Here is a 26,361-nt window from a genome sequence, read left to right as displayed (position 1 = left end):
AAAATTCTCCCATATTAACCACTGTCATGTTATTGTAATAAATGGAAAAATGAAATATAATAAAAGTGGACGAGAGAAAAAAGACAGGATAAGGGAAAACAATTAAAGACGGGAGAATAGGGTTTTGAGTGACAAAAAATTTGCAGTTTTAATTGATTCAGATAATATTTCAGCGAAGTATATTACATGTATTCTGGATGAGATGACACGTTATGGTGTTATTACCTACAAAAGGATCTACGGAGATTGGACAAGCGCCCAGATGGGTAAATGGAAGATGGAGCTTTTGGAAAATTCCATAACTCCAATCCAACAGTTTTCCAATACCGTTGGAAAGAATGCTACTGATTCTGCACTTATTATTGATGCCATGGATCTGCTTTATACAGATCATGTGGATGGATTTTGCATCGTCTCTAGTGATAGTGATTTCACCCGCTTGGCAAGTAGACTTCGGGAATCTGGAAAAGAAGTCATTGGCATGGGCGAAGAAAAAACACCCAAATCCTTCCGTGCAGCCTGTACGGTTTTTACGAATCTGGAAGTCCTTCTTGACCAGGATGAAGAAGGTACCGGAGGCGGAGCTATCGGAAAAGAAGTTATTGAACAAGACATTGCTTCTATTATATTAGAGAATGATGATAAAAATAAGGCGACAGGGCTAGGAGAGATTGGCAATCGACTTGTGAAGAAGTATTCTGATTTTGACGTGAGAAATTATGGATACAGCTCCCTCTCTAAATTTTTGGAAGAGATGGATAACTTTGAACTGAGAAAATCCAATAACGTAGTAACAGTCCGAATTAAGGATAACCGCACCAAACGGCAGGAGCTTGATGATTACGCTGTCAAACTTGTGAAAGGCGCTGGTAAAAACGGAATGGAGCTGGCGGCTTTGGGCAATGGAATGCATCGGAAATTTGCAGACTTTAAGGTAAAGGATTATGGCTATTCCACTTTTTCAAAATTTGTCCACAGTATTTCCACTTTGGAAGTGCGTGAGAATAAGAATAATAGTAAAGCGGTTTTTTTGAAATAGTATTGTATAAGATAGAAAGGCCGTCCGGGAATATTTCCAGGGCGGCCTTTCTACTTCTGGTTTAAAGAACCAGTTAATATGCCTTAGTTAATTCGGCAAGGCATAACCAGCAGATGAAGTTTTGTATCATTGACTGTTTGTTACCTTGATTGGATCTGAAGTTTAATCTGGAACATGATTTTAGCTTTATCTGATGAGAGGAAAGTAGATACAAATCCTATTATAAAGAAATAATTTGTCTTTTATTGGGTGCAAAATAAGGCGTAAAACCACGTAGAAATCAGGGTTTTGGAAGAAAAAAGAAAAAAGAAAAAAATTGACAAAAAAGTGTTGACAATTAATACAATTCATATTATACTAATGTAGCAGTCGGGAGCGAGAGCAGAAAATTCCTGATAAGCACTGGGATCTTAGCTCAGCTGGGAGAGCATCTGCCTTACAAGCAGAGGGTCACAGGTTCGAGCCCTGTAGGTCCCACTGATAGACAAGCGTCTATCAAACAAATTCATATGGCGGAATAGCTCAGTTGGCTAGAGCACACGGTTCATACCCGTGGTGTCGAGAGTTCAAATCTCCCTTCCGCTACTAAAGGAAACACATTGGAAGTCTGATGTTAAAGTCGGGTTCAATGTGTTTTTTGTTTTGTAAATGGATTTTTCGGGAGGCAAATTGGCCGGTATCAGAGACACGGGCCAAAGTACTTCGTGTGTTTAGTTTTGCGTTTCAATTACCTGGGAAGCACTGTATGTGTCAGTTTTTGTTACATTATAAAACTTGATCCAGTAAAAGTTATTATGATATACGGCGCCAAGTTCTTCTTTGTTTCCAAACCAATCAACATATTGAATCCAGCCTCCATAAGGGGCACCTGCTGGTTCCTTAGTGGTTGGGTCGATTGGGTTTTTGCAGATTCCGTTGTCGGCAAGTTCAAACCAGCCGTTTGGAAGTTCGACGAAGCCGCCCTGAGCATAACCGACTTCGTTGAAATAATACCAATTTTCACCAACTTTTGTCAGCTTGTTTGCAGGATAGGTACCATCGTCATTCTGATACCACCATCCCTGATCATTCTTTTTCCAATCCCCTGCATATGCAGTAATGCTGAATGCTGCGGTCATTATCGCAGCGGCGAGAAACAGATAAACTTTTCTCATGTGAAATACCCCCATTTTATTTTATTAAATTGCCACAGGTGATAAACCTGACAGACATATATATAATTATTATATAAAAAGTCAAGAAGAAGCGCAATATAAACTTGATAATATAAAAATGAAAATAATAAAGTTAATATTTCTTTATATTCTGTCAAGTTCCGCCGAGCTTTTCCCTTTTTTTTATATTCATTTCTCCTGTTTTATGATATACTATCAAATAGCAAAAAGTGGAGGGATCCCATGTACTATTTTATTGTAAACCCCAACTCACGCTGCGGACGTGGACAAAACACCTGGAATAAGCTTGAGGAAACCATAAAGGAATCTGGAGTGGAGTATGAAGTTTATTTTACAGAGAAGCCGGGAGATGCGAGAATCTATGCCGGCAAATTAACAAATGGATGTAAAGAATCCAATGTGATTGTTGCCGTAGGCGGAGATGGAACAGTGAACGAGATCCTAGACGGACTTTGCTTTTGTGGTTCGATTACTTTAGGGTATATTCCGGCTGGATCCGGTAATGATCTGGCAAGAAGCTTAAAACTTCCAAGGAACCCGGTCCGTTGTTTGGAGAGGATATTACATCCGAAATACTTTAAACTCATGGATTACGGGGTTATTACCTATGGGGACGGAGAAGTAGCACATCGACGGTTCATTGTAAGCGCAGGAATCGGCATGGATGCGGCTGTTTGTCATAATATATTGTTTTCAAAATCAAAGGGACTGTTTCATAGGCTTCATATAGGAAGGCTGGCTTATCTTTTAATCGGAATCAAGCAGCTTGCTCTGGCGAAGCCGTCAAAGGGTCATATTTTAATAAACGGTGTTCAGAAGGTGGAATTTAATCACGTGTATTTTATATCCGCCCACATTCATCCATACGAAGGCGGCGGGTTCAAGTTTGCACCTGGTGCAAGTTTTGAAGATGGGAAGCTTACGGTCTGTATCATGAATAATAGAAAGAAACGTAAGCTTGTTCCGGTACTGGCTTGTTCCTTGTTAGGCATGAAGATACCCAATACTGGGATTCGTTTTTATACTTGCGAGGAAATTGCCATTCACATGGAGCATCCCATGGCAGTTCATACAGACGGAGAAAGTTGTTTTTGTCAAAAGGATGTACAGATTCGATGTATTAGTAAAAAATTGCGGGTGATTGTTTAACTGTGAATGTATATATATAGAAGAAAGGAATAATTATGAGAATTGGACAGGGATATGATGTTCATAAATTAGTAGAGGGAAGAGATCTTATCATTGGAGGTGTAACGATTCCATATGAAAAAGGATTGTTAGGTCATTCTGATGCAGATGTGCTGGTTCATGCTGTCATCGACGCGCTTTTTGGCGCTGCGGCAATGGGAGATATCGGAGAGCATTTTCCGGATCAGGATCCAACCTATAAAGATGTATCCAGTATTGAGTTATTAAAGCAGGCAGGAAAGCTTTTGGAGGAAGGTGGCTATATCATTGAGAATATTGATGCTACCATCATTGCTCAGAAACCAAAGCTTTTGTCCTATCGTCCCAAGATGGTGGAGAATATTGCAGATGCACTGAATCTGCCAGTGGGCAAGGTAAATGTAAAAGCGACTACGGAAGAGGGGCTAGGTTTTACCGGAAATGGAGAGGGTATCTCTGCTCAGGCCATCACCCTTCTTACCTCTGTGGAAGATTATTGTTTTGATGACAAGATCATGTCTTCAGGTTGCGAAGGCTGTTCAGGAGGCTGTTGCGGGAGATAGAGACCAATTAACAGAAAGGAGAAAATTATGAAGGTTTTTAATACATTATCCAGACAAAAAGAAGAATTTGTGCCATTAGAGCCATTAAAGGTCAAGATGTATGTATGTGGTCCCACGGTATATAATTATATTCACATTGGCAACGCAAGACCTATGATTGTATTTGACACAGTGCGAAGATATTTTGAATATAAAGGTTATGAGGTTAATTTTGTATCCAACTTTACCGATGTAGATGATAAGATCATCAAAAAAGCCATTGAAGAAGGCGTAGATGCAGATACCATATCCAAGCGTTATATTGAAGAGTGCAAAAAGGATATGGAAGCCATGAATGTAAAGCCTGCTACCAAAAATCCTCTTGCGACTGAGGAAATTTGCGGTATGCTTGATATGATAAAGGACTTAATCGCATCAGGCCATGCGTACCAGGCAACTGACGGTACGGTCTATTTCCGCACCAAGTCGTTTGATGGTTACGGAAAGCTTTCACATAAGAATCTGGAAGATTTGCAGTCCGGATATCGTGAGATTAAGGTGACTGGAGAGAGCGAGAAGGAAGAATCTTCTGACTTCGTTCTTTGGAAACCGAAAAAAGAGGGGGAACCTTTCTGGGAATCTCCATGGAGTGAGGGAAGACCTGGCTGGCATATTGAATGCTCTGTAATGTCTAAGAAATATCTGGGAGACCAGATTGATATTCATGCTGGTGGAGAGGATCTTATATTCCCTCATCATGAAAATGAGATTGCTCAGAGTGAGGCGGCTAATGGGAAAGAGTTTGCAAGATACTGGATGCACAATGCCTTTTTGAATATTGACAATAAGAAGATGTCAAAATCGGTTGGAAACTTCTTTACGGTGAGAGACATCAGTGAAAAGTATGATTTGCAGGTGCTTCGTTTCTTTATGCTCAGTTCTCATTACAGAAGTCCTCTTAATTTCAGCGAAGAGTTAATGGAATCCTCCAAAAACGGCCTGGATCGTATTTTGACAGCGGTAGATAAGCTGAAAGATCTTGAGGCAGGAGCAAAGACAGTGGCTCTTTCCGAACAAGAAGATAAAAAGTTTGCCATGGAACTAGCCGCCAAATATGAAGCTGCCATGGATGATGATTTTAATACAGCGGATGCCATTTCTGCTATATTTGAGTTGGTGAAATTGAGTAATTCTACTACAGATGGGAACAGCTCAAAAGAATATGTATCATTTTTAAAGGAAACCATTGATAAGTTCTGCGGTGTTCTCGGTATCATAACAGAAAAAAGAGAAGAAATTCTTGCACAAGAGATCGAAGCTATGATAGAAGGAAGACAGCAGGCCAGAAAAGACAAGAACTTTGCCCTTGCAGATGAGATCCGGGGAAAATTACTGGATCAGGGAATTGTTCTGGAGGACACCAGGGAAGGTGTAAAATGGAAGAGAATATAATAACCTTAACTGGATTTTCTGATCTTTTTAAAGAATCATTGCATTTAAAAGTAGTAGATATAAAAAGTTATTCTCCTCTGGCTCTCGCCTATATGGGTGATGCAGTTTATGAGGTCATTATCCGAACAAAGGTAATGAATCATGGAAGCACTCAGGTTAATAATATGCATAAAAAGAGCGCCAAGTTAGTCAATGCTGGAACCCAAGCAGATATCATCAGACGACTTTTGGAAGAGGAAGATTTAACACCGGAAGAGATTGCCGTATATAAGAGAGGGCGTAATGCCAAATCAGTGACTACGGCTAAGCATGCCACCATGGCAGATTATAGGACTGCCACTGGATTTGAAGCACTCTGCGGTTATCTTTATTTAAATGGAGAGTTAGAACGGCTCATAGCCGTAGTAAGCAAAGGACTAGAACGAATAGGAGAATTAGAATGATAGAGGAATTTACCATAGAGGGAAGAAACGCAGTATTGGAAGCGTTTCGCGCCGGAAAAACAATTGATAAGTTGTATGTGCAAAAAGCAGTTCAGGACGGACCAATACAGTCCATTATTAGAGAAGCAAAAAAGGTAGATACCATTATTAATTATGTAGAGCGGGAGCGCTTAGACCAGATGTCAGAAGCAGGACATCATCAGGGTGTAATTGCTCATGCAGCAGCTTATGAGTACGGAGAAGTGGCAGATATGTTAAAAGCAGCAGAGGAAAAGGGAGAGGCTCCATTTTTATTTTTACTAGATGGTATTGAAGATCCTCATAATCTGGGAGCTATTATCCGTACTGCTAATTTAGCTGGAGCTCATGGTGTCATAATTCCAAAACGTCGTGCAGTTGGCCTGACAGCAACGGTTGCAAAGACTTCTGCTGGTGCGCTTAACTATACACCAGTGGCTAAAGTTACAAATTTAACAGCTACCATGGAAGAGTTAAAGGGAAAAGGTATGTGGTTTGTCTGTGCCGATATGGAAGGCGAGGTCATGTATCGTACAAACTTAAAGGGTCCAATCGGACTTGTTATTGGCGGTGAAGGAAGCGGCGTAAGCAGGCTTTTAAAAGAAAAATGTGATATGGTTGCTTCTATTCCCATGAAGGGAAATATTGATTCTTTAAATGCCTCGGTTGCGGCTGGGGTTCTTGCCTATGAAATCGTGAGACAACGTCTGGGATAGCATTGGGGGAATGATAATGATGAAAAAAGGTGTGACTCTATTTGCAGCGGCTTTTGCAGCCTGTATGTTCTACATCGCTGGTTGGGGCCCAGAGGGATCAATCTCTGCATCTGAAAATACAAATGAAAGCATTGAATGGAAGACGGTAGTAAGCATTAAGGAAGAAGCTGTTCCGCTGGCATCAAAACCAGCAGGAGGTAGCGTAAAAGTACCAAAGGCTTCTGGAACCGTTACTTTTAACAGCAATTCAGTGCTTGTGGATGCCTCCAATACGGGCAGTGGCTATGTCATGGTTCAGTATAGCGGTGATTCACAAAAAATAAAGGTTCAGGTAATAAAAAGTGGTGGAGAGACTTATACCTACGACTTGAATGCCAGATCAGCCTATGAGGTATTTCCTTTAACAGAAGGAAATGGAACTTATACAGTCAGAGTGCTGGAACAGGTCCAGGGAACTCAGTATGCCATAAAATCCAGTAATCAATTGCAAGTCAACCTGACCAACGAGTTTGAACCTTTTCTCTACCCAAACCAGTATGTGAATTTTTCTTCTGGCAGTGCGGTGGTCGCAAAGGGGGCAGAACTTGCTGCGTCTGCACCAGATTCTCTGGGTGTGGTGACCAACGTCTATAATTACGTGGTTAAAAACTTTACCTATGATACTGCGTTGGCTAATTCAGTTCAATCTGGATATTTGCCCGATGTTGACCAGGTTTTAGCTAAGAAAAAAGGAATCTGTTTTGATTATGCAGCCGTTATGACTTCTATGTTACGTTCTCAGGGGATTCCTACCAAGTTAGTGGTTGGTTATACAGGAAGTCTATATCATGCCTGGGTCAATGTCTATATTGAAGGGCAGGGCTGGGTTGACAATGTCATTTATTTTGATGGGTACGACTGGAAGCTCATGGACCCTACGTTTGCATCATCTGGCGGCAACGATCCGTCTATAAAAGAATATATAACCAAAAGTACCAATTATAAAGGAAAATACACTTACTAATAAAACCATATAAGAAAAGGAGAAACGGTATATGGCAAAGAGTGCGAAAAAAATTTATTCTTCTAGAGAAATTTCCGCTTTCTGCCTTCAAATATCACTTCTTCTTCATGCTGCAATCCCTCTTGACGAGGGATTGTCTGTTATGGCGGAGGATGCGGTATGGGGAGAAGAGAAAAAGATATTGCTTTCAATGGCAGAGGAAGCAGAGCTTGGAATTCCATTTTCAAAAGTGCTAGAACGGGCAGATGTCTATCCTATCTATGTAATACGTATGGTCAAGCTGGGGGAAGAAACCGGTAATTTGGATCAAATTATGGAATCTCTGGCGGAGTATTATGATAAGGAAGATGTGCTTTATAAAAACATAAGACATGCACTTACATACCCTATCATCATGATCACTATGCTTTTGGTTGTTCTGCTGGTTTTATTTACGAAGGTAATGCCTATATTTGAACGTGTATACCAGCAGCTGGGGGCAGAGATGCCGCCGGCTTCTATTGCTGCCGCCAGACTAGGCGGTATTTTCAGTGGATCTGCTCTTGTTTTAGGAGGTCTTTTGGGAGTGGCTATATTCGTTATATGGATTCTTGGAAAGAGTGGAAATAAGATTCCAGCAGCAGAGCAGTTGATTGGTCGTCTTAAAAATAAAAACAAGATTGCTCTTGCAACGGCGAAACGTCGTTTTACTGCTGTTTTGGCACTTACCTTAAAAACAGGCCTGGATCTTGAAAAAGGAATGGAGCTTGCTGGTCAATTGGTGGAGAATCAATCCGTAGAAGAAAAAATAAGGTTATGTTCGGAGGAACTAGAATCAGGTTCCAATTATTATAAGGCCTTAAAGAGCACTGGTTTGTTTACTGGATTTTATGTTCAGATGATTAAGGTTGGAACAAAAAGTGGCCGTTTAGATAGTGTAATGCAGGAAATTTCAAATAAATATGAAGAAGAAGCAGATACTGGGATTGAGAACATAATTAACCGGTTTGAGCCAACTGTGGTGGCTGTCCTAGCGATATCGGTAGGACTGATCCTTCTTTCTGTTATGCTACCTCTTATGGGTGTATTATCTGCGATTGGATAGGAGGGAAAAATAGTGAAGTATAGAAATTCCTTAAAAGAAGTTCTAGGCAATTTTCTTTCTCTTGCCCTATTCCCTTGTATGATTGTGGCTTTCATAATGGGGATTTTGCTTTTTTCCCAAAAGGCAGATACAAAAGGAGCAGATACTCTTCAGGATGCTCTGCGGAGAGCATCGGTTCAATGCTACGCCATTGAGGGGAGATATCCACCCAGTTTGGAGTATCTGGCGCAACATTATGGAATACAGATTGACAAGGAACGGTATGATGTTTTTTACAGTGGTTTCGCCTCAAATTTTATGCCGGATATCACCGTCAATCTACATGAAGAATCACCGGGAGGTGGCAAATGAGCGGGAACGATGACAAAAGAGTCCGGCTGACAGGCGCCCTTTTCACCCTTTTATTGTTTCTTGTATTTGTATTAAGCGCTCTGTTTTTGGTTCTTATGGGTGGAAAAGTATATGAGAATATTAATAATAGGACGGAAATGACTTACCGTGAGGACGTGGCTCTAAGCTATATCGCCAACAAAGTTAGACAGGGAGATGAAGCTGGCAGTGTTTCTTTAAAAGAAGAGTCAGGCACTAAGGTTCTTGAGATAAAACAAGACATAGAGGGTTCTGTCTATGTAACATCTATTTATTATCAGGATGGAAAATTATGGGAACTATTCTCTGATGAGGGCAGTGGACTTCTTTTGGGAGAAGGCAATGAGATTTTATCTTGCAGTCCTGTCTCTATGGAGATGAATAACGGTCTTCTTCATATAAGAACCCAAGGAAACGAGGGCGGTTCTCTATGGCTTTCCTTACGAAGTAAAGGAGTACAAGATGAATAGAAAAAGTCATTCAGGTGTATTTCTTATGGAAATGATAGGTGTTGTTTTTTTCTTTCTTCTCTGTGCTGGAATATGCACCAGGATCTTTGTAAAGGCAGATCTTATGAGCCGGGAAGCGGCTGATTTAAACAGAGCTGTTTTGATTGCACAAAGTTCAGGTGAGGTTTATAAAGAAAGAGGAAATGAAGGATTAAAGGAAATTTTTTCTCTACAAGAAGGAGATGCAAAAGCAGATTCTTACCTTATGAAATTCGATAGGAATGGGGACGCTATCACAAGCGGTCAGGCTGTGTTTGTCGCAGAAGCTGATTTTCAGGAAAAAGATGAGATGATCCTGGCAATAAAAAAAGGCGAGAAGGTTCTGTATAGCCTTACAGTAAAGCGCCATGAAAACGGTGGCTGATGGAGGTGGGAATATGGCAAAAAGAGAAATAACTTATAGAGCCAGTATTGGCGGTCCTTCCCTCATTCTAATTTTTATTGTTATGTGCCTTGTGACATTTGGAATGCTTTCACTAAGTGCAGCAAAAAGTGAGAGGGACCTGGCACATCGCAATGCTTCTGCAGTGACTGAATACTACTTAACAGACGTTGAGGGAGAAGAATTTTACCAGATGGTTCTAGAAGATGTAAAAGAAATAAAGAGAAGCGTAATAGATCCTGGGGGATATGAAGAAGTCTTGAAACAGGAACTGGGGGATTATTACAACCCAGAGAATAAGACTGTGTCAACCGAGATACCAATGGCACATTCCCAAGCCCTTTCCATTGAACTTTCTCCAAGCTTTGATGGAGAAGGAGGCGTCCGGGTGGCGAAATGGAAGGTGATTCAGACCGAAGATTATGCGGTTGATACTACCATGCCCGTTTGGGACGGAGGGGAATCAAATAAGCAGGAGACGGGAAAATGAAGGTAGTTGAATTATTGAATGCAGCCGTGGCTAAGAAAGCGTCAGATATATTTCTTGTTCCAGGCATGCCATTTTCTTATAAGATAGGGAGCAGGATCGTATACCAGAATGAAGAAAAGCTGTTTCCAGCTCAGATGGAAGCTTTAATTGAGGAATTATATGATCTGGCAGGGAACCGGAGCATGGAAAAGGTAAGGGAGCATGGGGATGATGATTTTTCCTTTGCCTTACCTGGTATATGCAGATTCAGGTCCAGTGTATTTCGTCAAAGGGGTTCACTGGCGGCGGTGATACGAGTGGTCACCTTTGATCTTCCAGATTATAAGGAACTTCATATTCCTGAAACAGTCATGGATGTAGCAAGAATGAACAAAGGGTTTGTACTTGTGACAGGGCCTGCGGGAAGCGGAAAGACAACCACACTTGCCTGTATCATAGATAAAATCAACAATACCAGGAATGCCCATGTTATTACCCTGGAAGATCCTCTTGAGTATCTTCATCGTCACAAGCAAAGCGTAGTGACCCAGCGGGAGATTACCACAGATACAGACAGTTATGTAACTGGCTTACGGTCAGCACTTAGGCAGGCGCCTGATGTCATCCTTGTGGGAGAGATGAGAGATTATGAGACGATCCGTATCGCCATGACGGCGGCAGAAACCGGTCATCTGGTCATATCGACGCTTCATACGGTAGGTGCAGCTAATACCATAGACCGGATCATCGACAGCTTTCCATCCAATCAGCAACAGCAGATTCGGATGCAGCTTTCTATGGTGGTCCAGGCGGTAGTCTCCCAGCAGCTCATACCTAACACGGATGGAAACGTGGAGCCAGCATTTGAAATTATGTTTTTTAATAATGCAATCCGTAATATGATCCGAGAGTCAAAAACCCATCAGATCGATTCTGTCATAGCAACTGGTCAGTCGGAAGGAATGGTATCTATGGATTCCAGCCTTTTAAACTTGTACCGGGAAGGAAAGATTACCCGTGAAAATGCAGTTATTTACAGCAGCAACAGTGAATTAATGGCTAAAAAGATTGACCGGGGAATGTAAGGTGTATACTTTCTGGATCAAACGATAAAATAACTATAACAATGACAATGACAGGAGCGTGATTGATTATGAGAACAGATAAAAGAAAAGTTGCATTGGTCGGCACAGGTATGGTAGGGATGAGCTATGCGTATTCCATGTTAAACCAGGGAATCTGTGATGAATTAGTATTGATTGATCTTAATAAAAAGAGGGCAGAAGGGGAAGCGATGGATTTAAATCATGGTCTTGCTTTTTCTTCTTCCAATATGAAAATCTATGCTGGAGAATACAGAGATTGCTCCGATGCAGATATCGTTGTTATTTGTGCAGGAGTGGCTCAAAAACCAGGAGAAACCAGACTTGATCTGTTAAAACGAAATGCTTCTGTATTTCGTTCCATTGTGGAACCAGTGACAGAATCCGGTTTCAACGGTATTTTTCTTGTAGCGACGAATCCGGTGGACATTATGACAAGAATCACCTATTCCTTATCTGGATTTAATCCCAAAAGGGTCATCGGAAGCGGAACCACTCTTGATACGGCAAGGCTTCGGTATCTTCTTGGAGAATCCTTAAGAGTAGACCCAAGGAATGTGCATGCTTATGTAATTGGAGAGCATGGAGATAGTGAGTTTGTTCCATGGAGTCAGGCTATGATAGCCACAAAGCCAATATTGTCTCTTTGTGGATCCGGTGGAGAAGAAGATATGGTAAGCCGTGAGGAATTAAAGCGCATAGAGGAAGATGTACGTGGAGCTGCTTATAAAATTATAGAAGCAAAACAGGCCACCTATTATGGAATCGGTATGGCTCTTACCAGAATTACAAAGGCTATATTAGGAGATGAAAACAGCGTGTTTACCGTATCAGCTATGCTTCGTGGAGAATACGGACAGTCAGAGGTATACGCAGGTGTACCATGTATCATAAATAAAAATGGAATCCAGAGGGTCCTTTCTTTAACCTTAACAGAGGATGAGAAGGAACATCTTAATAATTCCTGTAATACCCTTCGGGAAAGCTTTGAAGGGATTCTTTAACGAGGACATGTTTTGGAACGAGGGGAGAGCTGTTAGGTCATTTCTTCCTCGTTCTCAAGTCTTTAATAATGAAATTTTTGTAATTATTTGCATTAATGTAAAAACTTTAAAATGATATTGACAAAGAGATTTTCCCATGCTATGATATACGAGGTTCGAAGGTAGAACCATATAGATGCTGCTGTGGCACAGATGGTAGCGCACCTCATTGGTAGTGAGGAGGTCACGGGTCCGATTCCCGTCAGCAGCTCTGAAAACAAACGGGAAGTCTTAGTTATGAGACTTCCCGTTTTTGTCATATAAAAATGAAAAGAAGGAGGCGCACGGATATGAAAAAAACAAGAAAGAAGAAAAAAAGTAAGTGGTCCATATTTTTAAAACCAATAAAAATCATTCTTTATACGTTTCTGGCAGTCATGGTTTTAGGATGCTTGGCTGGCGGCGCCGTGTTTTTAAAATATCAAAAAGAAATTTTAGCTTGCAAAGAAAAAGCAGAGTCTATTATGAGTAAGACAAGCAAGTCTGATTTTTCGCAGCCTACTGACACGAGAATATACGATTCCTCCGGTACGTTAATAGGAACCATTAATTCAGGTCATTATGAGTATGTACCGATTGCGGAAATCAACGAAAGTCTTCAGAATGCTTATATCGCTCAGGAGGACAGGCGGTTTTATAAGCATCATGGAATTGATTATATAGGCCTTCTCCGTGCTGGATTAGTATATGTAAAGAATAAGGGAACCATTACCCAGGGAGGAAGCACCATAACTCAGCAGGTAATTAAGAATACTTATTTATCTCAGGAGAGGACGTTTCAAAGAAAGCTGACAGAATTTTTTGCAGCACCTCAGATGGAGAAAAAATACTCTAAGCCAGAGATCCTGGAATTTTATTGCAACACCAACTACTATGCCAATCGCTGCTATGGTGTATCAGAGGCCAGTAGGTATTACTTTGATAAGGAAGCCAAGGACCTGACTATTTGGGAAGCTGCTACCCTTGCGGGAATTAGCAACAATCCATCAAAATACGATCCCGTAGCCCATCCTGAGACATCTCAGAAAAAGAGAAATCAGATCATTAGCAATATGGCACTGCGTAAACTGATTACAGAAGAAGAAAGTACTTTTGCAAAAGAACAGCCTTTAACCGTGGCAAAGATATACGAACCTGGAATGAAGGAAAATTATCAGACCAGCTATGCCATTCATTCGACTACTTTAGAACTCATGAAGAATGATGGGTTTGTATTTAAATATGTATTTAATAATAAGACAGCTTACGATGCCTATAAGGAACAGTATCAAGAGGTTTACCAAACAAAAAGCGATATGATAAGAAAAGGCGGGTTTGAAATACATACAAGCCTTGATACTAATATTCAGAATCTACTTCAAAGCAATATTGATGAGCGGCTTAAGAAATTCAAGGACGTTCAGGAGAATGGTAAGCTTGCTCTTCAAGGAGCGGCTGTTTGTATCGACAACCGAACCGGCTATGTGGTAGCCATTGTAGGAGGTCGTGGAACTGATGATGAATATAATAGAGGTTTTCTAAGCAAACGACAACCAGGTTCCACCATTAAGCCTCTGATAGACTATGCTCCAGCCTTTGAAAGCGGATTTTATTATCCTTCCAGACTGGTAAACGATAATTTATTTGATAAAGGACCTAAAAACAGTGGTGGTAAGTATTTTGGCCCTATTTCAGTCAGGGAAGCCTTAAACCGAAGTTTAAACACGGTTGCATGGCAGGTACTTGCAGATATTGGTGTGGATAAGGGGATCGCATATCTTGGAAAAATGCGTTTTATCGGCTTAAGCTATATGGATAACGGAAATACCAGTATGAGTATTGGTGGCTTCACCGAGGGAGCAAGAGTTGTTGACATGGCAAAAGGATATGCCGTACTGGCAAACAAAGGAATGTACAGCAACAAATCCTGTATCACTAGCATTAAAAGCCAGTATGATGGTGAGGTTTATAACCAAAATCAGGCAGATGACCGGATCTTTACAGAGGATACTGCATACATGGTCACGGATGTCTTAAAGGGAACACTTGATAAGCCTTACGGAACAGGAGCTGGTCTTGGCCTTAATGTTCCGGCAGCAGGTAAAACTGGTACCACTAATAGCAACAAAGATACCTGGTTTTGTGGTTATACGAAGTATTACACAACTGCTATCTGGGTAGGATACGATACTCCAAAAGCGATGCCAGGTGTTTACGGTAAGACTTATTCCGGAAGAATATGGCACGATTTCATGGCTGAGATCAACAAAGATCTTCCTGCCATGGACTGGGATATGCCAGCAACGGTATCCTTGTCAAATGTAGACTCCATAGGAGAGAAAACAACCAGTGAGACAGGAAGAAAGGATTTATTCTCTTCCATAGCAGAAGCAGCAGCAAGATCCGATTCTTCAAAGTGGCAGCAGGAGGAAGAGCGTAAAAAGCTAGATTCCCAATCCCAGAAAAACTTAGAATCAGCCCAAGCATCAAAGATGGCAGCAGATCAGGCTGCGGCTGCAATTTCGGCTACCATTGCGGAATTAAATGGACTTCAATACCGGGACAGCACAACCGATGATAAGATAAATACAGCTCGAAAGCTACTTGAACAGTTGGTTGGTACGGAGTACTATGATGGCTTAAAACCTCAGTTAGAGAGCGCGATTAACCATGCCATGTCTCTTCCAAAAAAGGAAGAGTCTACCACAAAACCTCAGGAGATTGGTCCTGGTATGACAAAGCCAGTTGAAACTACAACCCCTGTTTTTCCTGGAGATATGGATCCCGGTGGGGTGGGGCAGCCAGATGGAAGTCCAGGCGGTTTCGATTATGGTCCAGTCCAGGAGGAACCGGGTATGTAATCTATGATAATTGCTTCAAAACATTGTTTTTTCCAGTAGTTGGGTATATAATGGGCTATGCGGCAATTAAATTGCCAAAGAGCCAGTCATTTGGGCTGGCCCATCATAAGAAAGAAGATATAGGAGTGTGTTCACAATGAGTAAAATAAGAACAAGATACGCACCGAGTCCTACAGGCCGCATGCACGTAGGTAATTTAAGAACTGCAATGTATGCTTACCTAATTGCAAAACATGAAGGCGGTGATTTTCTTCTCCGTATAGAAGATACAGACCAGGAACGTTTTGTAGAAGGCGCAGTCGAGATTATTTACAGAACCTTGGAAGAGACTCGTTTGATTCACGACGAAGGTCCGGATAAAGACGGAGGCGTGGGCCCCTATGTTCAGAGTGAGCGCCAGGCATCCGGTATCTATCTGGATTATGCAAAGAAGCTGATTGAAAAGGGAGAAGCGTATTACTGCTTCTGTAACCAGGAAAGACTAGATACCTTAAAAAAGGTGGTAGATGGACAGGAGATTATGACATATGATAAGCACTGTCTTCACCTTTCCAAAGAAGAAGTAGAAGAGAAGCTGGCTTCAGGTATTGCTTATGTCATCCGCCAGAACAATCCTACCGAGGGGAAAACTACCTTTCATGATGAGATTTATGGAGATATTTCCGTAGACAATTCAGAACTTGACGATATGGTATTAATTAAGTCCGATGGGTATCCCACATATAATTTCGCTAACGTGGTAGATGACCATTTAATGGGCATTACTCATGTGGTTAGAGGAAATGAATATTTGTCCTCTTCCCCTAAATATAATCGTCTTTATGAAGCGTTTGGCTGGGAAGTTCCAGTCTATGTCCATTGCCCTCTGATTACCAATGAGGAGCACAAAAAGCTAAGCAAAAGAAGCGGACATGCATCTTATGAGGATCTCATTGAGCAGGGCTTTATCTCAGAGGCAGTCGTTAATTATGTAGCATTATTAGGCTGGTCTCCAGAAGGCAATCAGGAGATATTTACCCTTGATGAGCTGATAAAGGAATTTGATTACCATAATTTAAGTAAATCTCCGGCTGTATTTGATATGACAAAGCTGAAATGGATGAACAGCGAATATATGAAATCCATGGATTTGGATCAATTTTATGAGCTTGCAGAGTCTCATATAAAAGCAGTAATTAAAAAAGATATGAATCTTAAGAAAATCGCTTCTATGGTGAAGACCAGAATTGAAGTTTTCCCAGACATTGCGGATCTTATTGATTTCTTTGAATCCCTGCCGGAATACGATCTATCCATGTACACCAATAAAAAGATGAAGACAGGCAGCGAGACCTCTCTTGCTTTACTAGAGGAGATCCTACCTATCCTGGAAGCTCAGGAGGATTATAGCAATGATGCTCTTTATGGCGTACTTTCAAAGTATGTTGCAGAAAAAGAATATAAGACAGGTTTTGTTATGTGGCCAATTCGCACCGCTGTATCTGGTAAGCAGATGACACCTGCTGGTGCAACTGAGATTATGGAGGTCCTTGGCAAAGAGGAATCTTTAAGCAGGATCCGAAAAGGAATAAAACTTTTGAGCAACCAGTCTTTATAAGCAAATAAAGGAGAAGCAGAGGTTTCGGTTCGTCCGAGCCCCTGCTTTTCTTTCATCACAAGGGAGGAAAATATGGAGGAAGAGGTTATTTACGAAGGAGCACAAAAAGAAGCCATCCTTCATTTTAAAGGTCCTATGCTGGTACTTGCCGGGCCAGGGTCCGGGAAAACCTTTACTATTACTCATCGCATCTGTCATTTGATTAAAAACCAGGGTGTGGATCCTGCAAATATCCTAGTCATTACGTTCACCAAATCAGCCGCAGGGGAAATGAAGGACCGTTTTGAAGACCTTATGGGTGGGAGAACGACCTCTGTGAGCTTTGGTACATTTCATGCCATCTTTTTCCGTATCCTAAAGTTTGCCTATCGTTATGATGCTAGAAGTATTGTAAGAGAAGATCAAAGGATCCAGTACATAAAAGAGGAGATGGATAAGTGCAGTGTAGAGGTAGAGGATGAAGTGGATTTTGTAGCGTCAATTCTCACTGAGATCAGTTCGGTAAAAGGGGAAATGATTGGACTGGAACACTATTACTCGAAAAACTGCTCAGAGGAAATCTTTAAACAGCTCTATCATGGATATGAAGACCGTTTGCGACGAGCAGGTCTGATTGATTTTGACGATATGCTGGTGCTGTGCTATGAATTGTTTACTCAGAGAAAGGATATTTTAGAAGCATGGCAGAAAAAATATCAGTACATACTGATAGATGAATTTCAGGATATCAATCGGGTGCAGTATGAAATCATTCGGATGTTGGCATCACCACAAAATAACCTTTTTATCGTAGGTGATGACGATCAGTCAATTTACCGGTTTCGGGGAGCAAAACCTGAGATCATGCTGGGATTTGAACAAGATTATAAGGGGGCTAAAAAAGTTCTTTTAAACATTAATTTCAGAAGTACTAGGGATATTGTAAAGACCGCCGGGAAATTAATATCGAACAATGAAATGCGTTTTCCTAAAAATATTGTACCAAAAAAAGGACCCGGAAAGCCAGTGATCACAAGAACCTGGCAAGATCCCAAAGAGGAGACTTCGGAAATCGTCCAGGAAATTATGGACTATAAAAAAGCTGGTTTTTCCTGGTCAGACATAGCGGTTCTTTACCGTACGAATATGGGACCGGGGCTTCTCATTGAAAAGCTTATGGAATACAATATACCATTTTCCATGAAGGATTCTGTCCCTAATCTCTATGATCACTGGATCTGTAAAAACATTGTAGCTTATATAAAGGGAAGCCTTGGAGATTTAAGCCGTTCCAATGTATTTCAGTTTTTAAACCGACCAAACCGTTATATCAGCCGGGATGCTCTGGAAGGACCAACGGTAAGCTTTGAATCTATAAAATCTTTTTATCAGGATAAGGGATTTATGATAGAGAGAGTGGAACAGATGGAATATGATCTTAGAATGATTAAAACCATGGACCCAATCGCTGCCATAAACTATATCAGGAAAGTGATTGGATACGATGATTATATCAGAGAATACGCTCAGTACCGAAGGATGAAACCGGAGGAGCTTTTTGAGGTCCTGGATCAGATGAAAGATAGCGCGGCAGGTTATCCGACTTATGAGCGGTGGTTCCTTCATATGAAAGAATATGGGGAAGAACTTAGGGCCCAGGCATTGAAACGAGGACAGAGTATAGACGGTGTTGCCCTTATGACCATGCATAGCTCTAAGGGGCTGGAATACAAAATTGTTTATATTTTAGATGCAAATGAAGGCGTTACCCCTCATCATAAGGCCGTGCTTCCTGCTGATTTAGAAGAGGAGAGGCGGATGTTTTATGTAGCTATGACAAGGGCCAAGGAACGGCTTCATGTCAATTATGTCAGGGAAAGATACAGTAAAAAGCAAGAAGTTTCCCGCTTTGTAAAAGAGTATCTCAATCGGGATTAAGAGAGGAGAATTGGTGATGAAGTCCTGCGTACACATTTATTGTGGTGATGGAAAAGGGAAGACAACAGCAGCGATAGGTCTTTCCGTACGGGCAGCTGGCTGCGGCAAAAAAGTCCTTATCACTCGTTTTTTAAAGACAGATCATTCTGGTGAGGTGAAAACTTTAGGTGACATCCCTGGTATCTCGGTTACGCCTTGCGAACGGAGCTTTGGATTCTTTACTAAAATGACTGAGGAACAAAAAAAAGAAGCAGCCATCTATTATTCCCAATTGCTTGAGTCTACCTTAATAAAAGCGGTGGATGGGGAATACGATCTTTTGGTCATGGATGAGATTATGGCAGTGTGCAACTATGGACTGGTGAATGAGGAAGAAGTTTCTAAGTTTCTCACTGGACGCCCAGAATGGCTGGAGGTAGTTTTGACTGGAAGAAACCCATCCCAAACATTTGTTACTATGGCTGATTATGTATCAGAGATTAAAAAGGTAAAGCATCCCTATGACCAGGGGCTTAATGCAAGAAGAGGAATTGAATATTAAACGCAAAATCCCTTGATTTTTCATAAATTGTCTGTTAGAGTGTAGGCAGACATACATGTATGTCTCCACAACTAGATTAATTGAAAAAGAGAGGTAACAGGATGGCACAGGATCCTAATTTAGTAAACGAAGAGATGGAATCCCAGGAGGAGATGACAGTAACACTTACCTTGGATGACGGATCAGAGCTGGAGTGCGTAGTACTTACCATTTTTGCAGCAGCAGAGAGAGACTACATTGCACTTCTACCAATGGAAGGCCCTGAGGCAGAAGAAGGAGAAGTGTATCTGTATCGTTATTCTGAAAGCGAAGACGGACAACCAGATCTTCAGAATATTGAAGATGATGATGAATATGAGATCGTTGCAGATGCTTTTGACCAATTACTGGATGAAGCTGAATATGATGAACTGGTAGGCGAAGACGAGGAATAATCGTTTGAGAACCGGGGCATGTCCTTATGTGGGCATGCCCCGGTTTTGAATTATAGCTCTTCTGGCCACCGAAAATATAACCTGGGGGAGCTTACTTTGCTGTAAAGCTTTTGAAGAAGTGCAGAACAGGACAAGATAAAAAAGATTTCAAGGGCTGTGCTTACAATGCCTGAGATTACCAGTAAAACAGCAGATATCATAGTGATTCCCATCATACAGATGAGATAAGGTTGATACTCTGCCTGATTCATACAGTATAATTTCCAGATTACCATGTACAGGCAGATAAGCAGTGAAAAGGAAGCCATGAAGGATAAGACCACATGAAGTACGGATTGAAGTGGCTGGGCATCTGGTAAGTAAGGAGTTAAAACTCCAAAGGTCAGGAATAATAGGGCAGCTATGCTAAAGGCTTTCTCTTTTTCATTACGGGGAAGGTTGCAGATGACTCGCTTTAGTACACAGTAAAAATAGGTTCCCACAATAATGCCCCAAAGCAAAAATATATTTTTTCGCCCGTATAAGTTTCCCAGTACAGAAAAATTCGTAGTAAACCAATCAGTTCCCCAGGCAAAGAGCAGAGTATATACGGGGATTATAATGTAAGCGGTTATGGTTATTAAGAGCATATGGAACCTCCCAAAAGTTATCTCTTAATATTGTGTCAAAAATTATTGAAAATAATAGCAAATTTAAGATATTTTATAAAAAATATAATTTAGTAGGATACATTAAAACTTAGAACTCGCGATCCCATAGGTCTTTTGCGGATGTAATTCCCATAAATTGCATATCCTCAGGGATTGGTGCCTCAAAAGAAAGAGGCACTTTTTCGATTGGATGAAGGAAATCAAGACGAAAGGAATGGAGTGCCTGACGCTTGATGTATCGATAATCGGGATTGTATAAAAAATCACCAGGAAGAGGAAACCCAATGGACTTTAAGTGAACTCTAATCTGATGGGTGCGTCCTGTCTCCAGTTTAAGCCCTACAAGGGAATGATCTGTGGTTGGCTCGTAATATAACCGCTTATAGTGGGTGCGGGCCTCTTCTCCATCTTGGCTTGTACAACGTTCTATAGTAGAACCTTCCACTCGACTGATGGGGGCATCTATTATTCCCTGTTTTGGAAGCTTACCGCAGACAATGGCAAGATATCTACGGCTGATCTCTCTTTTTTTTACCATATCAGATAAAATGCATGCGCTGAAAGGATTTTTTGCCAGAATTAAAAGACCTGTGGTATCTCGGTCTAGCCGATTAATCGCCCGGTAAATAAAATTCTCTCCTTTTTCTTTGAAATAATAGGCGATACCATTGGCAAGTGTATTATAAAAATTACCCTGGGATGGGTGAATAGGAATTCCGGCCTCCTTATTCACCACCATAAGGTGTTCATCTTCATAGACGATATGAAGAGGCATTTTTGTGGGAACAATATTCTCAGAACTTTCCTCCTCAGAAATCAAAACCGTAAGAATATCTCCTTCCTTTAACTTGTGGATGGTGTATACAAGCTTTTGATCAATGGTCAAGCCATTTTCCGTATTACGCAGGTGACGGATGAGTTTTTGGGAATATCCTTGATCTAGAAGATACCGTTCTACTGTCATATCATTATGAGGTTGTGTTATTTGGTAAGTCATAGTCATTTTCATAAAGGGATTTTATCATGTCATCATGGGATTGACAAGATAAAACGAGAGGTTATAATTAGCTTGTATAAAACAAAGGAGGACATTTTATGTTCAATCAGGAAACTTACGATTTGTTAGAAGCGGAATTTGAAAAGAATCATCTAGAAGAAGATGTGGAAGAAGTTTTACTTGATTTATCAGAAGCCTTGGCAGATCAGGGAATTATGGATAAAGAAGTAAGTTTAAAGGAATCCTATGGAAAGACGGTTGTAGAAGCGGTAGGAATCTGCTCGGAAGAAGAGGAAGAAGTAGTGGTACTTATCAAGCGGGTGAAGATTGGAAAGAAAGAATTTGAGATAGAAGATTATTTTCTGTAATCCATAATTAAATAGGAAATGGAGGCGTATTACTTATGAATTTATTTCGTCAGAAATACTCGCCAAAGGAATTAGTAATTGATTTATTGTGCGATGTGGTGGGAGCACTTTTGTTTAATATTGCTATCTATAATTTTGCCCTAAATGCAGAGTTTGCTCCGGTGGGGATATCAGGTATCGCATTGATTTTGCGTTATCTGTTTGGTCTGCCTATGGGTATCATGACTATAGTCTTAAATATTCCTATTATACTCGTAAGCTATAGGCTTCTTGGAAGACGCTTTTTGCTTCGATCCATGAAGAGCATGGTTATATTCGCCTTGGTTCTGGATTATGTGGTCCCTCTTTTTCCTGTATATAATGGAGATCCTCTTTATGCCTCCGCCTGCACCGGAATCTTTTCCGGATTAGGCCTGACCATTGTCTATATGAGAAACTGCTCTACTGGGGGAACTGATTTCTTGGTCATGGCCATCCGAAAGATATTTCCTCATTTTACCATAGGCCAGATTTCTTTGGTTATTGATGTCATCGTGATACTCTTAGGAGGATTCGTATTTAGAAATGTTGATGCAGTTATCCTTGGTCTTGTCTCTTCTATAGTGACGACCATGGCCATAGATAAGATCATGTATGGACTGGGAGCGGGGAAATTGGTCTTTGTTGTTACTGATCATGAGAGAGAGGTGGCACTGCATATTGAAGAAGTTACCGGAAGAGGCTGTACTTTTTTGCATGGCCAAGGTTCCTACTCTCTGGATGATAAAAAGATTGTTATGTGCGCCTGCAATAACAAACAGGTAGTGCCCATTCGAAGAGCCATTCATGAAGTGGATTCCGGGGCGTTTTTGATTATAACGGATTCCAATGAAGTTTATGGGGAAGGATTTAAAGAAATCGGAGGTCAGTGGTAATGCTTTTCTTTTCCTGATACGTGGTCGACAATGCGGTCATCTTTTAAGAAGCTGGCTCTTTTCACGCTGTCAGTCCCAAACTTATTGCGTATATGGTCAACTGCTTTTTCCATCTCTTTTCTTTTTCTAACTTGCTCCGACTCAAAAAGGTTTAACTGGCAGTATCCTTCTTCCGTTATTTTGGTGGTGCGCACGCCAATAAGACGAAGAGGTGTACGGTCCCAAAAATCCTTTAATAACCTGCAGGCAGTCTCATAAATGATTGATGTAGAATCCGTAGGATTATTTATGGTGGTTTGATGAGACTGGCTGTGAAAATCCCAGTCCTTAATCTCCACACAAACGCAGTCGCATAGCACGTGATCTTGGCGAAGCCTTGCTCCCACAGTCTCGCATAAAGACAACAAAACCTGGTTAGCGGAATCTAAGTCCTCGATATCATGGGAAAGAGTGGTGCTGTTTCCGTACCCCTTGTTTAAGGGTTCTCGTTCTTCTACCGGATCATTATCAATTCCACAGGCGTAATTATGGATAAGTATGGCATACTTTTCCCCCAGAAGGCGAGTCAAGTAACTGACGTTGCAGGCGGCTAAATCACCGATGCTATGAATGCCAATATTTTCCATCTTTTTTCTTGCAGAGTGACCTACAAAAAATAGTTCTCCGATAGGAAGTGGCCACATCTTTTTCTCAATCTCATGGGCGAACAGGGTATGGCATAGGTCTGGTTTTTTAAAATCAGAAGCCATCTTTGCTAAAAGCTTGTTGGGTGCAATTCCAATATTAACCGTAAATCCAAGTTCTTTTGAGACCCGTTCCCGTATCTGGTTTGCTACAGTAATGGGGGATCCAAATAGGTGGATGGTAGAGGTCATATCAAGGAACGCTTCGTCTATGCTGAATTTTTCCATATCAGGCGTATAATCGGATAAAACATCCATGAGTTGTCGTGATTTTCTTAAATACGTATCAAAGTGTGGAGGTACGATCGTAAGATCAGGGCATTTTCTCAAAGCGTGGACGAGAGGTTCTCCGGTGGTAATTCCAAATTTTTTAGCAGGTGTAGATTTCGCCAGCACGATTCCGTGTCTGGCTTTTTCATCGCCTCCAACTGCGGAAGGAATCGTACGAAGGTCTAGTGCGTCTGGGTCTTTTTCCAGTCGGTCTACAGATTCCCAGCTTAAAAAAGCGGAATTTACATCAATATGAAAAATCAGGCGCTTAAGTTCCATAATAGACTCCTTTCTTTCTATCTTATTATACCGAAAATATGTTCGAAAAGTAAAGGGCATATTTAAAAAAACTGCGGAATAGGATAAAATAAAGTCAAGCGGGAGGCTCTTTTATGAGGCGTGTCATAGGAGCATTACTGGTAGCAACAGCCTTTGTTCTGCTTTTAATAACGGGAACTGTAGTTTCTAACCTGAAAGAAACAGAGACTGCCAACAAAAAAATAACGGTAGAAGAAGAGAAAACAGAAAAACAGCCCATTCAGACTAAGGATGAATTAAACCTTTATGCTCAATCCGCAGTATTAATGGATGCCTCAACAGGCCGCGTTTTATATGGAAAGAATGAGGAGCTGGCACGTCCCATGGCCAGTACGACTAAAATTATGACCTGCATTGTTGCCTTAGAGTACGGAAATCTCTCGGATGAAGTAACTGCGAGTCAGAATGCAGCTTCTCAGCCTAAGGTTCATTTAGGCGTTTACAAAGGGGAAACATTCCTTTTAAAAGACTTGCTTTACAGTTTGATGCTGGAGTCCCATAATGATGCAGCAATGATGATTGCGGAGCATGTGGGAGGAAGCATGGAAGGTTTTGCTAAGATGATGAATGACAAGGCAAAGGATTTGGGATGCAGCAATACATATTTTATTACGCCAAATGGGTTAGATGCGAAGGAAGAAAAAGATGGACAGGTAAAGGAACATTCCACCACTGCCGCAGACCTTGCCAGAATCATGAATTACTGCATCGGGCAGTCACCTAAAAAAAAGGAGTTTCTGGAGATAACTGGGACTCAAAACTATTCGTTCCAGGATTTGAAAAGAAAACAAAACTTTAGTTGCAACAACCACAATGCACTTTTAAACTCCATGAACGGAGCCATCTCTGGAAAAACAGGTTTCACTGGAGGCGCCGGTTATTCGTATGTTGGTGCTTTAAAAGATGACGATAGAGTATTTACCATTGCCCTTTTAGGGTGTGGGTGGCCGCCTCATAAGACCTATAAATGGTCGGATGCCAGAAAGCTATTCCAATATGGGTTAGAGCGTTTCAATTACAAAGATGTTTTTCAGGAAACTAGGTTTGAAGATATCTATATAAAAGAAGGGGTACCCCCATCAGGCAGGCTGGAAGAACCAGTTATGGTATCGTGTGGAATTAGTGATTCAGAAGAAAAGAGTCTAAAGATGCTTCTAGCGGAGGATGAAAAGGTAACGGTACAGACTGAGATACCGAGGGAATTAAAGGCTCCTGTTACAAAAGGTCAGATGGTTGGTTCTGTGGTCTACCTGTTAAATGGAGAAGTTTTAAAAAGTTATCCCGTCTCCTTAAAAGAAGGTGCCAATCGACTAAATGCTTTCTGGTATGCAAAGACCATTATAAAAAACTATCTATCCATGCCAGGTTGTAAATCCATATTCTCTTTCTATTAAAAATTCAATATGGTATACTAGAGGACGTTACTGACGGTATGATTACGATTGGAGGATGACATAAAGATGAAAGAAGCAGGGAATATGGCCATTGGACGAATCAGTCTTGAGAAGCTTCCAAATACAAGGGATCTGGGCGGAATCAAGACTGCAGACGGAAGAAGCATTCTTCCAAGAAGGCTGATACGCAGTGGCACCTTATTTGAGGCCACTAAGGGAGATCTTCAGATATTAGCTAAGGAATGTGGTCTTGGGACAGTGATTGATTTTAGGACTGAGACGGAACGAAAACAAAAACCAGACCCTGAGATACCGGGGATATTAAATATATTCAATCCAATTCTTGATGAAAAGACAGTAGGGATTACCTTTGAAGAAGAGAAAAATCATGAGAAAAGGGAATTGTTTGCAAATCTCATAGACCATGCATCATCTCTTGGCGGTAAGCCGGAACTATATATTAGTAAGTTATATGAAGACCTTGTTCTCAGCGATTTAGCGGCAATGCAGTACGGACGTTTTTTCGATCTTCTTCTTGAAGCGGATGGCCGTGCCGTACTCTGGCACTGCAGCGCAGGCAAAGACAGAGTAGGAATTGGAACGGCCCTTTTGTTGTCTGCCTTATCTGTTGATCGTGAAACCATTGTAAAAGATTTTGTACAGACCAATACTTATGTAATGGAGGGAGCAGAAAATGTTGCCAAGGTTGTCAGAGATAAGACAGGAGACGATCTGCTGGCAGACTGCGTCCGTGTACTATTAACGGTATCGGAAGATTATATCAATCAGGCATTTCATGCGATTGAATCTTGTTACGATACCATAGATACATATCTTACAAAACGGATTGGTCTTTCTTTGGAGAAAAAGAATTTGTTAAGGCAAAAGTTTTTAACTGCTAGTTTTATGGAATAATATAATGTA

27 protein-coding genes and 3 tRNA genes are annotated in these 26,361 nt (G+C 41.0%); 26 read left to right on the top strand and 4 right to left on the bottom strand.

What is annotated here, in order from left to right; genetic code table 11:
• Window positions 1-124 precede the first annotated feature (124 nt).
• The 3 genes from BET01_RS12890 (at window position 125) to BET01_RS12880 (ending at window position 1,624) form a co-directional block, all read left to right on the top strand.
• Window positions 125-1,039, top strand: a complete 915-nt coding sequence (locus tag BET01_RS12890) for an NYN domain-containing protein (RefSeq protein ID WP_120197224.1) — start codon at window positions 125-127, stop codon at window positions 1,037-1,039.
• A 404-nt stretch (window positions 1,040-1,443) separates the two neighbouring features.
• Window positions 1,444-1,516, top strand: a tRNA-Val gene (locus BET01_RS12885).
• 34 nt (window positions 1,517-1,550) lie between these two features.
• Window positions 1,551-1,624 (top strand) — tRNA-Met (locus BET01_RS12880).
• A 125-nt stretch (window positions 1,625-1,749) separates the two neighbouring features.
• Here the strand turns inward: BET01_RS12880 and BET01_RS12875 are convergent.
• A complete protein-coding gene (locus tag BET01_RS12875) occupies window positions 1,750-2,193 on the bottom strand; it encodes a hypothetical protein (RefSeq protein ID WP_120197223.1) in 444 nt (147 codons plus the stop codon).
• 243 nt (window positions 2,194-2,436) lie between these two features.
• Here BET01_RS12875 and BET01_RS12870 point away from each other — a divergent pair, with 243 nt between their 5' ends.
• The 19 genes from BET01_RS12870 to BET01_RS12780 all read left to right on the top strand — a co-directional run bounded on the left by BET01_RS12870 (window position 2,437) and on the right by BET01_RS12780 (window position 19,843).
• The gene (locus BET01_RS12870; RefSeq protein WP_120197222.1) at window positions 2,437-3,363 is read left to right on the top strand and encodes a diacylglycerol/lipid kinase family protein; all 927 of its coding nucleotides are present in this window, start codon (window positions 2,437-2,439) and stop codon (window positions 3,361-3,363) included.
• Window positions 3,364-3,398: 35 nt separating this feature from the next.
• A complete protein-coding gene (gene ispF, locus BET01_RS12865) occupies window positions 3,399-3,944 on the top strand; it encodes a 2-C-methyl-D-erythritol 2,4-cyclodiphosphate synthase (protein ID WP_120197221.1) in 546 nt (181 codons plus the stop codon).
• Window positions 3,945-3,971: 27 nt separating this feature from the next.
• Window positions 3,972-5,375: a cysteine--tRNA ligase gene (cysS, locus tag BET01_RS12860; RefSeq protein ID WP_120197220.1), complete on the top strand. Its 1,404-nt coding sequence runs from the start codon at window positions 3,972-3,974 to the stop codon at window positions 5,373-5,375.
• Window positions 5,360-5,818, top strand: a complete 459-nt coding sequence (locus tag BET01_RS12855; RefSeq protein ID WP_120197219.1) for a Mini-ribonuclease 3 — start codon at window positions 5,360-5,362, stop codon at window positions 5,816-5,818. Before cysS ends, BET01_RS12855 begins: the two co-directional genes overlap by 16 nt.
• Window positions 5,815-6,552, top strand: coding sequence for a 23S rRNA (guanosine(2251)-2'-O)-methyltransferase RlmB (gene rlmB / locus BET01_RS12850; RefSeq protein ID WP_120197218.1), 738 nt, complete (start codon window positions 5,815-5,817; stop codon window positions 6,550-6,552). Before BET01_RS12855 ends, rlmB begins: the two co-directional genes overlap by 4 nt.
• A gap of 19 nt (window positions 6,553-6,571) precedes the next feature.
• On the top strand, window positions 6,572-7,555 hold the full coding sequence (locus BET01_RS12845; protein WP_120197385.1) for a transglutaminase-like domain-containing protein: 984 nt from the start codon (window positions 6,572-6,574) through the stop codon (window positions 7,553-7,555).
• Window positions 7,556-7,586: 31 nt separating this feature from the next.
• Complete coding sequence (locus BET01_RS12840) at window positions 7,587-8,639, top strand: type II secretion system F family protein (protein ID WP_120197217.1); 1,053 nt, start codon at window positions 7,587-7,589, stop codon at window positions 8,637-8,639.
• A gap of 12 nt (window positions 8,640-8,651) precedes the next feature.
• On the top strand, window positions 8,652-8,990 hold the full coding sequence (locus tag BET01_RS12835; RefSeq protein WP_330512847.1) for a hypothetical protein: 339 nt from the start codon (window positions 8,652-8,654) through the stop codon (window positions 8,988-8,990).
• Window positions 8,987-9,478, top strand: a complete 492-nt coding sequence (locus tag BET01_RS12830; RefSeq protein WP_120197215.1) for a DUF4860 domain-containing protein — start codon at window positions 8,987-8,989, stop codon at window positions 9,476-9,478. The genes BET01_RS12835 and BET01_RS12830 overlap by 4 nt, the downstream gene beginning before the upstream one ends.
• A complete protein-coding gene (locus tag BET01_RS12825; protein ID WP_120197214.1) occupies window positions 9,471-9,881 on the top strand; it encodes a hypothetical protein in 411 nt (136 codons plus the stop codon). Before BET01_RS12830 ends, BET01_RS12825 begins: the two co-directional genes overlap by 8 nt.
• Window positions 9,882-9,894: 13 nt before the next feature.
• Window positions 9,895-10,389, top strand: coding sequence for a short-chain dehydrogenase (locus BET01_RS12820; protein ID WP_120197213.1), 495 nt, complete (start codon window positions 9,895-9,897; stop codon window positions 10,387-10,389).
• Window positions 10,386-11,453 carry a type IV pilus twitching motility protein PilT gene (locus tag BET01_RS12815; protein ID WP_120197212.1) on the top strand — a complete coding sequence of 356 codons (1,068 nt, stop codon included), beginning with the start codon at window positions 10,386-10,388 and terminating at the stop codon, window positions 11,451-11,453. Before BET01_RS12820 ends, BET01_RS12815 begins: the two co-directional genes overlap by 4 nt.
• Window positions 11,454-11,521: 68 nt before the next feature.
• The gene (locus tag BET01_RS12810; RefSeq protein WP_120197211.1) at window positions 11,522-12,475 is read left to right on the top strand and encodes an L-lactate dehydrogenase; all 954 of its coding nucleotides are present in this window, start codon (window positions 11,522-11,524) and stop codon (window positions 12,473-12,475) included.
• 177 nt (window positions 12,476-12,652) lie between these two features.
• Window positions 12,653-12,725 (top strand) — tRNA-Thr (locus BET01_RS12805).
• 79 nt (window positions 12,726-12,804) lie between these two features.
• Window positions 12,805-15,354, top strand: coding sequence for a transglycosylase domain-containing protein (locus BET01_RS12800; protein WP_120197210.1), 2,550 nt, complete (start codon window positions 12,805-12,807; stop codon window positions 15,352-15,354).
• 136 nt (window positions 15,355-15,490) lie between these two features.
• Window positions 15,491-16,951: a glutamate--tRNA ligase gene (gene gltX, locus BET01_RS12795; RefSeq protein WP_120197209.1), complete on the top strand. Its 1,461-nt coding sequence runs from the start codon at window positions 15,491-15,493 to the stop codon at window positions 16,949-16,951.
• A gap of 72 nt (window positions 16,952-17,023) precedes the next feature.
• Window positions 17,024-18,868, top strand: coding sequence for an ATP-dependent helicase (locus tag BET01_RS12790; RefSeq protein WP_120197208.1), 1,845 nt, complete (start codon window positions 17,024-17,026; stop codon window positions 18,866-18,868).
• Between the two features lie 16 nt (window positions 18,869-18,884).
• Window positions 18,885-19,409 (top strand): cob(I)yrinic acid a,c-diamide adenosyltransferase, encoded by a 525-nt coding sequence (locus BET01_RS12785; RefSeq protein ID WP_207667614.1) that lies wholly within the window; start codon window positions 18,885-18,887, stop codon window positions 19,407-19,409.
• Between the two features lie 101 nt (window positions 19,410-19,510).
• Complete coding sequence (locus BET01_RS12780; protein ID WP_120197206.1) at window positions 19,511-19,843, top strand: DUF1292 domain-containing protein; 333 nt, start codon at window positions 19,511-19,513, stop codon at window positions 19,841-19,843.
• Between the two features lie 50 nt (window positions 19,844-19,893).
• On the opposite strand, the gene BET01_RS12775 is transcribed toward BET01_RS12780, so the two are convergent.
• Window positions 19,894-20,472, bottom strand: a complete 579-nt coding sequence (locus BET01_RS12775) for a hypothetical protein (RefSeq protein ID WP_120197205.1) — start codon at window positions 20,470-20,472, stop codon at window positions 19,894-19,896.
• 109 nt (window positions 20,473-20,581) lie between these two features.
• Window positions 20,582-21,502, bottom strand: coding sequence for an RluA family pseudouridine synthase (locus BET01_RS12770; RefSeq protein WP_120197204.1), 921 nt, complete (start codon window positions 21,500-21,502; stop codon window positions 20,582-20,584).
• Between the two features lie 86 nt (window positions 21,503-21,588).
• Here BET01_RS12770 and BET01_RS12765 point away from each other — a divergent pair, with 86 nt between their 5' ends.
• Together BET01_RS12765 and BET01_RS12760 are read left to right on the top strand one after the other, a co-directional pair.
• Entirely contained in the window at window positions 21,589-21,858 is a 270-nt protein-coding gene (locus BET01_RS12765; RefSeq protein ID WP_120197203.1) for a U-box domain-containing protein 56, read from the top strand.
• Between the two features lie 35 nt (window positions 21,859-21,893).
• A complete protein-coding gene (locus BET01_RS12760) occupies window positions 21,894-22,772 on the top strand; it encodes a YitT family protein (RefSeq protein WP_120197202.1) in 879 nt (292 codons plus the stop codon).
• Here the strand turns inward: BET01_RS12760 and BET01_RS12755 are convergent.
• On the bottom strand, window positions 22,763-24,004 hold the full coding sequence (locus BET01_RS12755) for a DNA polymerase Y family protein (RefSeq protein ID WP_120197201.1): 1,242 nt from the start codon (window positions 24,002-24,004) through the stop codon (window positions 22,763-22,765). The two genes, BET01_RS12760 and BET01_RS12755, sit on opposite strands and share 10 nt — an antisense overlap.
• 113 nt (window positions 24,005-24,117) lie before the next feature.
• On the opposite strand from BET01_RS12755, the gene BET01_RS12750 reads away from it, so the two are divergent.
• Both BET01_RS12750 and BET01_RS12745 read left to right on the top strand, forming a co-directional pair.
• On the top strand, window positions 24,118-25,437 hold the full coding sequence (locus BET01_RS12750) for a D-alanyl-D-alanine carboxypeptidase family protein (protein ID WP_120197200.1): 1,320 nt from the start codon (window positions 24,118-24,120) through the stop codon (window positions 25,435-25,437).
• Window positions 25,438-25,503: 66 nt separating this feature from the next.
• Window positions 25,504-26,352 (top strand): tyrosine-protein phosphatase, encoded by an 849-nt coding sequence (locus tag BET01_RS12745; protein WP_120197199.1) that lies wholly within the window; start codon window positions 25,504-25,506, stop codon window positions 26,350-26,352.
• Window positions 26,353-26,361 lie beyond the last annotated feature (9 nt).

The organism is Lacrimispora algidixylanolytica (genome assembly GCF_003609635.1).
GTDB lineage: Bacteria > Bacillota > Clostridia > Lachnospirales > Lachnospiraceae > Lacrimispora > Lacrimispora algidixylanolytica.
Note: the sequence above shows the minus strand (reverse complement) of the source record. Positions and strands in the feature narration are given on the sequence as shown.

Excerpts from the sequence above, each read along its gene's own strand:
- BET01_RS12780 (WP_120197206.1), top strand. The coding sequence starts at position 19,511 with ATGGCACAGGATCCTAATTTAGTAAACGAAGAGATGGAATCCCAGGAG.
- BET01_RS12855 (WP_120197219.1), top strand. The coding sequence starts at position 5,360 with ATGGAAGAGAATATAATAACCTTAACTGGATTTTCTGATCTTTTTAAA.
- BET01_RS12840 (WP_120197217.1), top strand. The coding sequence starts at position 7,587 with ATGGCAAAGAGTGCGAAAAAAATTTATTCTTCTAGAGAAATTTCCGCT.
- BET01_RS12870 (WP_120197222.1), top strand. The coding sequence starts at position 2,437 with ATGTACTATTTTATTGTAAACCCCAACTCACGCTGCGGACGTGGACAA.
- BET01_RS12820 (WP_120197213.1), top strand. The coding sequence starts at position 9,895 with ATGGCAAAAAGAGAAATAACTTATAGAGCCAGTATTGGCGGTCCTTCC.
- BET01_RS12830 (WP_120197215.1), top strand. The coding sequence starts at position 8,987 with ATGAGCGGGAACGATGACAAAAGAGTCCGGCTGACAGGCGCCCTTTTC.
- BET01_RS12800 (WP_120197210.1), top strand. The coding sequence starts at position 12,805 with ATGAAAAAAACAAGAAAGAAGAAAAAAAGTAAGTGGTCCATATTTTTA.
- BET01_RS12810 (WP_120197211.1), top strand. The coding sequence starts at position 11,522 with ATGAGAACAGATAAAAGAAAAGTTGCATTGGTCGGCACAGGTATGGTA.
- BET01_RS12785 (WP_207667614.1), top strand. The coding sequence starts at position 18,885 with ATGAAGTCCTGCGTACACATTTATTGTGGTGATGGAAAAGGGAAGACA.
- BET01_RS12770 (WP_120197204.1), bottom strand. The coding sequence starts at position 21,502 with ATGAAAATGACTATGACTTACCAAATAACACAACCTCATAATGATATG.
- BET01_RS12875 (WP_120197223.1), bottom strand. The coding sequence starts at position 2,193 with ATGAGAAAAGTTTATCTGTTTCTCGCCGCTGCGATAATGACCGCAGCA.
- rlmB (WP_120197218.1), top strand. The coding sequence starts at position 5,815 with ATGATAGAGGAATTTACCATAGAGGGAAGAAACGCAGTATTGGAAGCG.
- BET01_RS12755 (WP_120197201.1), bottom strand. The coding sequence starts at position 24,004 with ATGGAACTTAAGCGCCTGATTTTTCATATTGATGTAAATTCCGCTTTT.
- BET01_RS12775 (WP_120197205.1), bottom strand. The coding sequence starts at position 20,472 with ATGCTCTTAATAACCATAACCGCTTACATTATAATCCCCGTATATACT.
- BET01_RS12845 (WP_120197385.1), top strand. The coding sequence starts at position 6,572 with ATGAAAAAAGGTGTGACTCTATTTGCAGCGGCTTTTGCAGCCTGTATG.
- BET01_RS12765 (WP_120197203.1), top strand. The coding sequence starts at position 21,589 with ATGTTCAATCAGGAAACTTACGATTTGTTAGAAGCGGAATTTGAAAAG.
- BET01_RS12760 (WP_120197202.1), top strand. The coding sequence starts at position 21,894 with ATGAATTTATTTCGTCAGAAATACTCGCCAAAGGAATTAGTAATTGAT.
- BET01_RS12815 (WP_120197212.1), top strand. The coding sequence starts at position 10,386 with ATGAAGGTAGTTGAATTATTGAATGCAGCCGTGGCTAAGAAAGCGTCA.
- gltX (WP_120197209.1), top strand. The coding sequence starts at position 15,491 with ATGAGTAAAATAAGAACAAGATACGCACCGAGTCCTACAGGCCGCATG.
- BET01_RS12825 (WP_120197214.1), top strand. The coding sequence starts at position 9,471 with ATGAATAGAAAAAGTCATTCAGGTGTATTTCTTATGGAAATGATAGGT.
- BET01_RS12745 (WP_120197199.1), top strand. The coding sequence starts at position 25,504 with ATGAAAGAAGCAGGGAATATGGCCATTGGACGAATCAGTCTTGAGAAG.
- ispF (WP_120197221.1), top strand. The coding sequence starts at position 3,399 with ATGAGAATTGGACAGGGATATGATGTTCATAAATTAGTAGAGGGAAGA.
- cysS (WP_120197220.1), top strand. The coding sequence starts at position 3,972 with ATGAAGGTTTTTAATACATTATCCAGACAAAAAGAAGAATTTGTGCCA.
- BET01_RS12750 (WP_120197200.1), top strand. The coding sequence starts at position 24,118 with ATGAGGCGTGTCATAGGAGCATTACTGGTAGCAACAGCCTTTGTTCTG.
- BET01_RS12790 (WP_120197208.1), top strand. The coding sequence starts at position 17,024 with ATGGAGGAAGAGGTTATTTACGAAGGAGCACAAAAAGAAGCCATCCTT.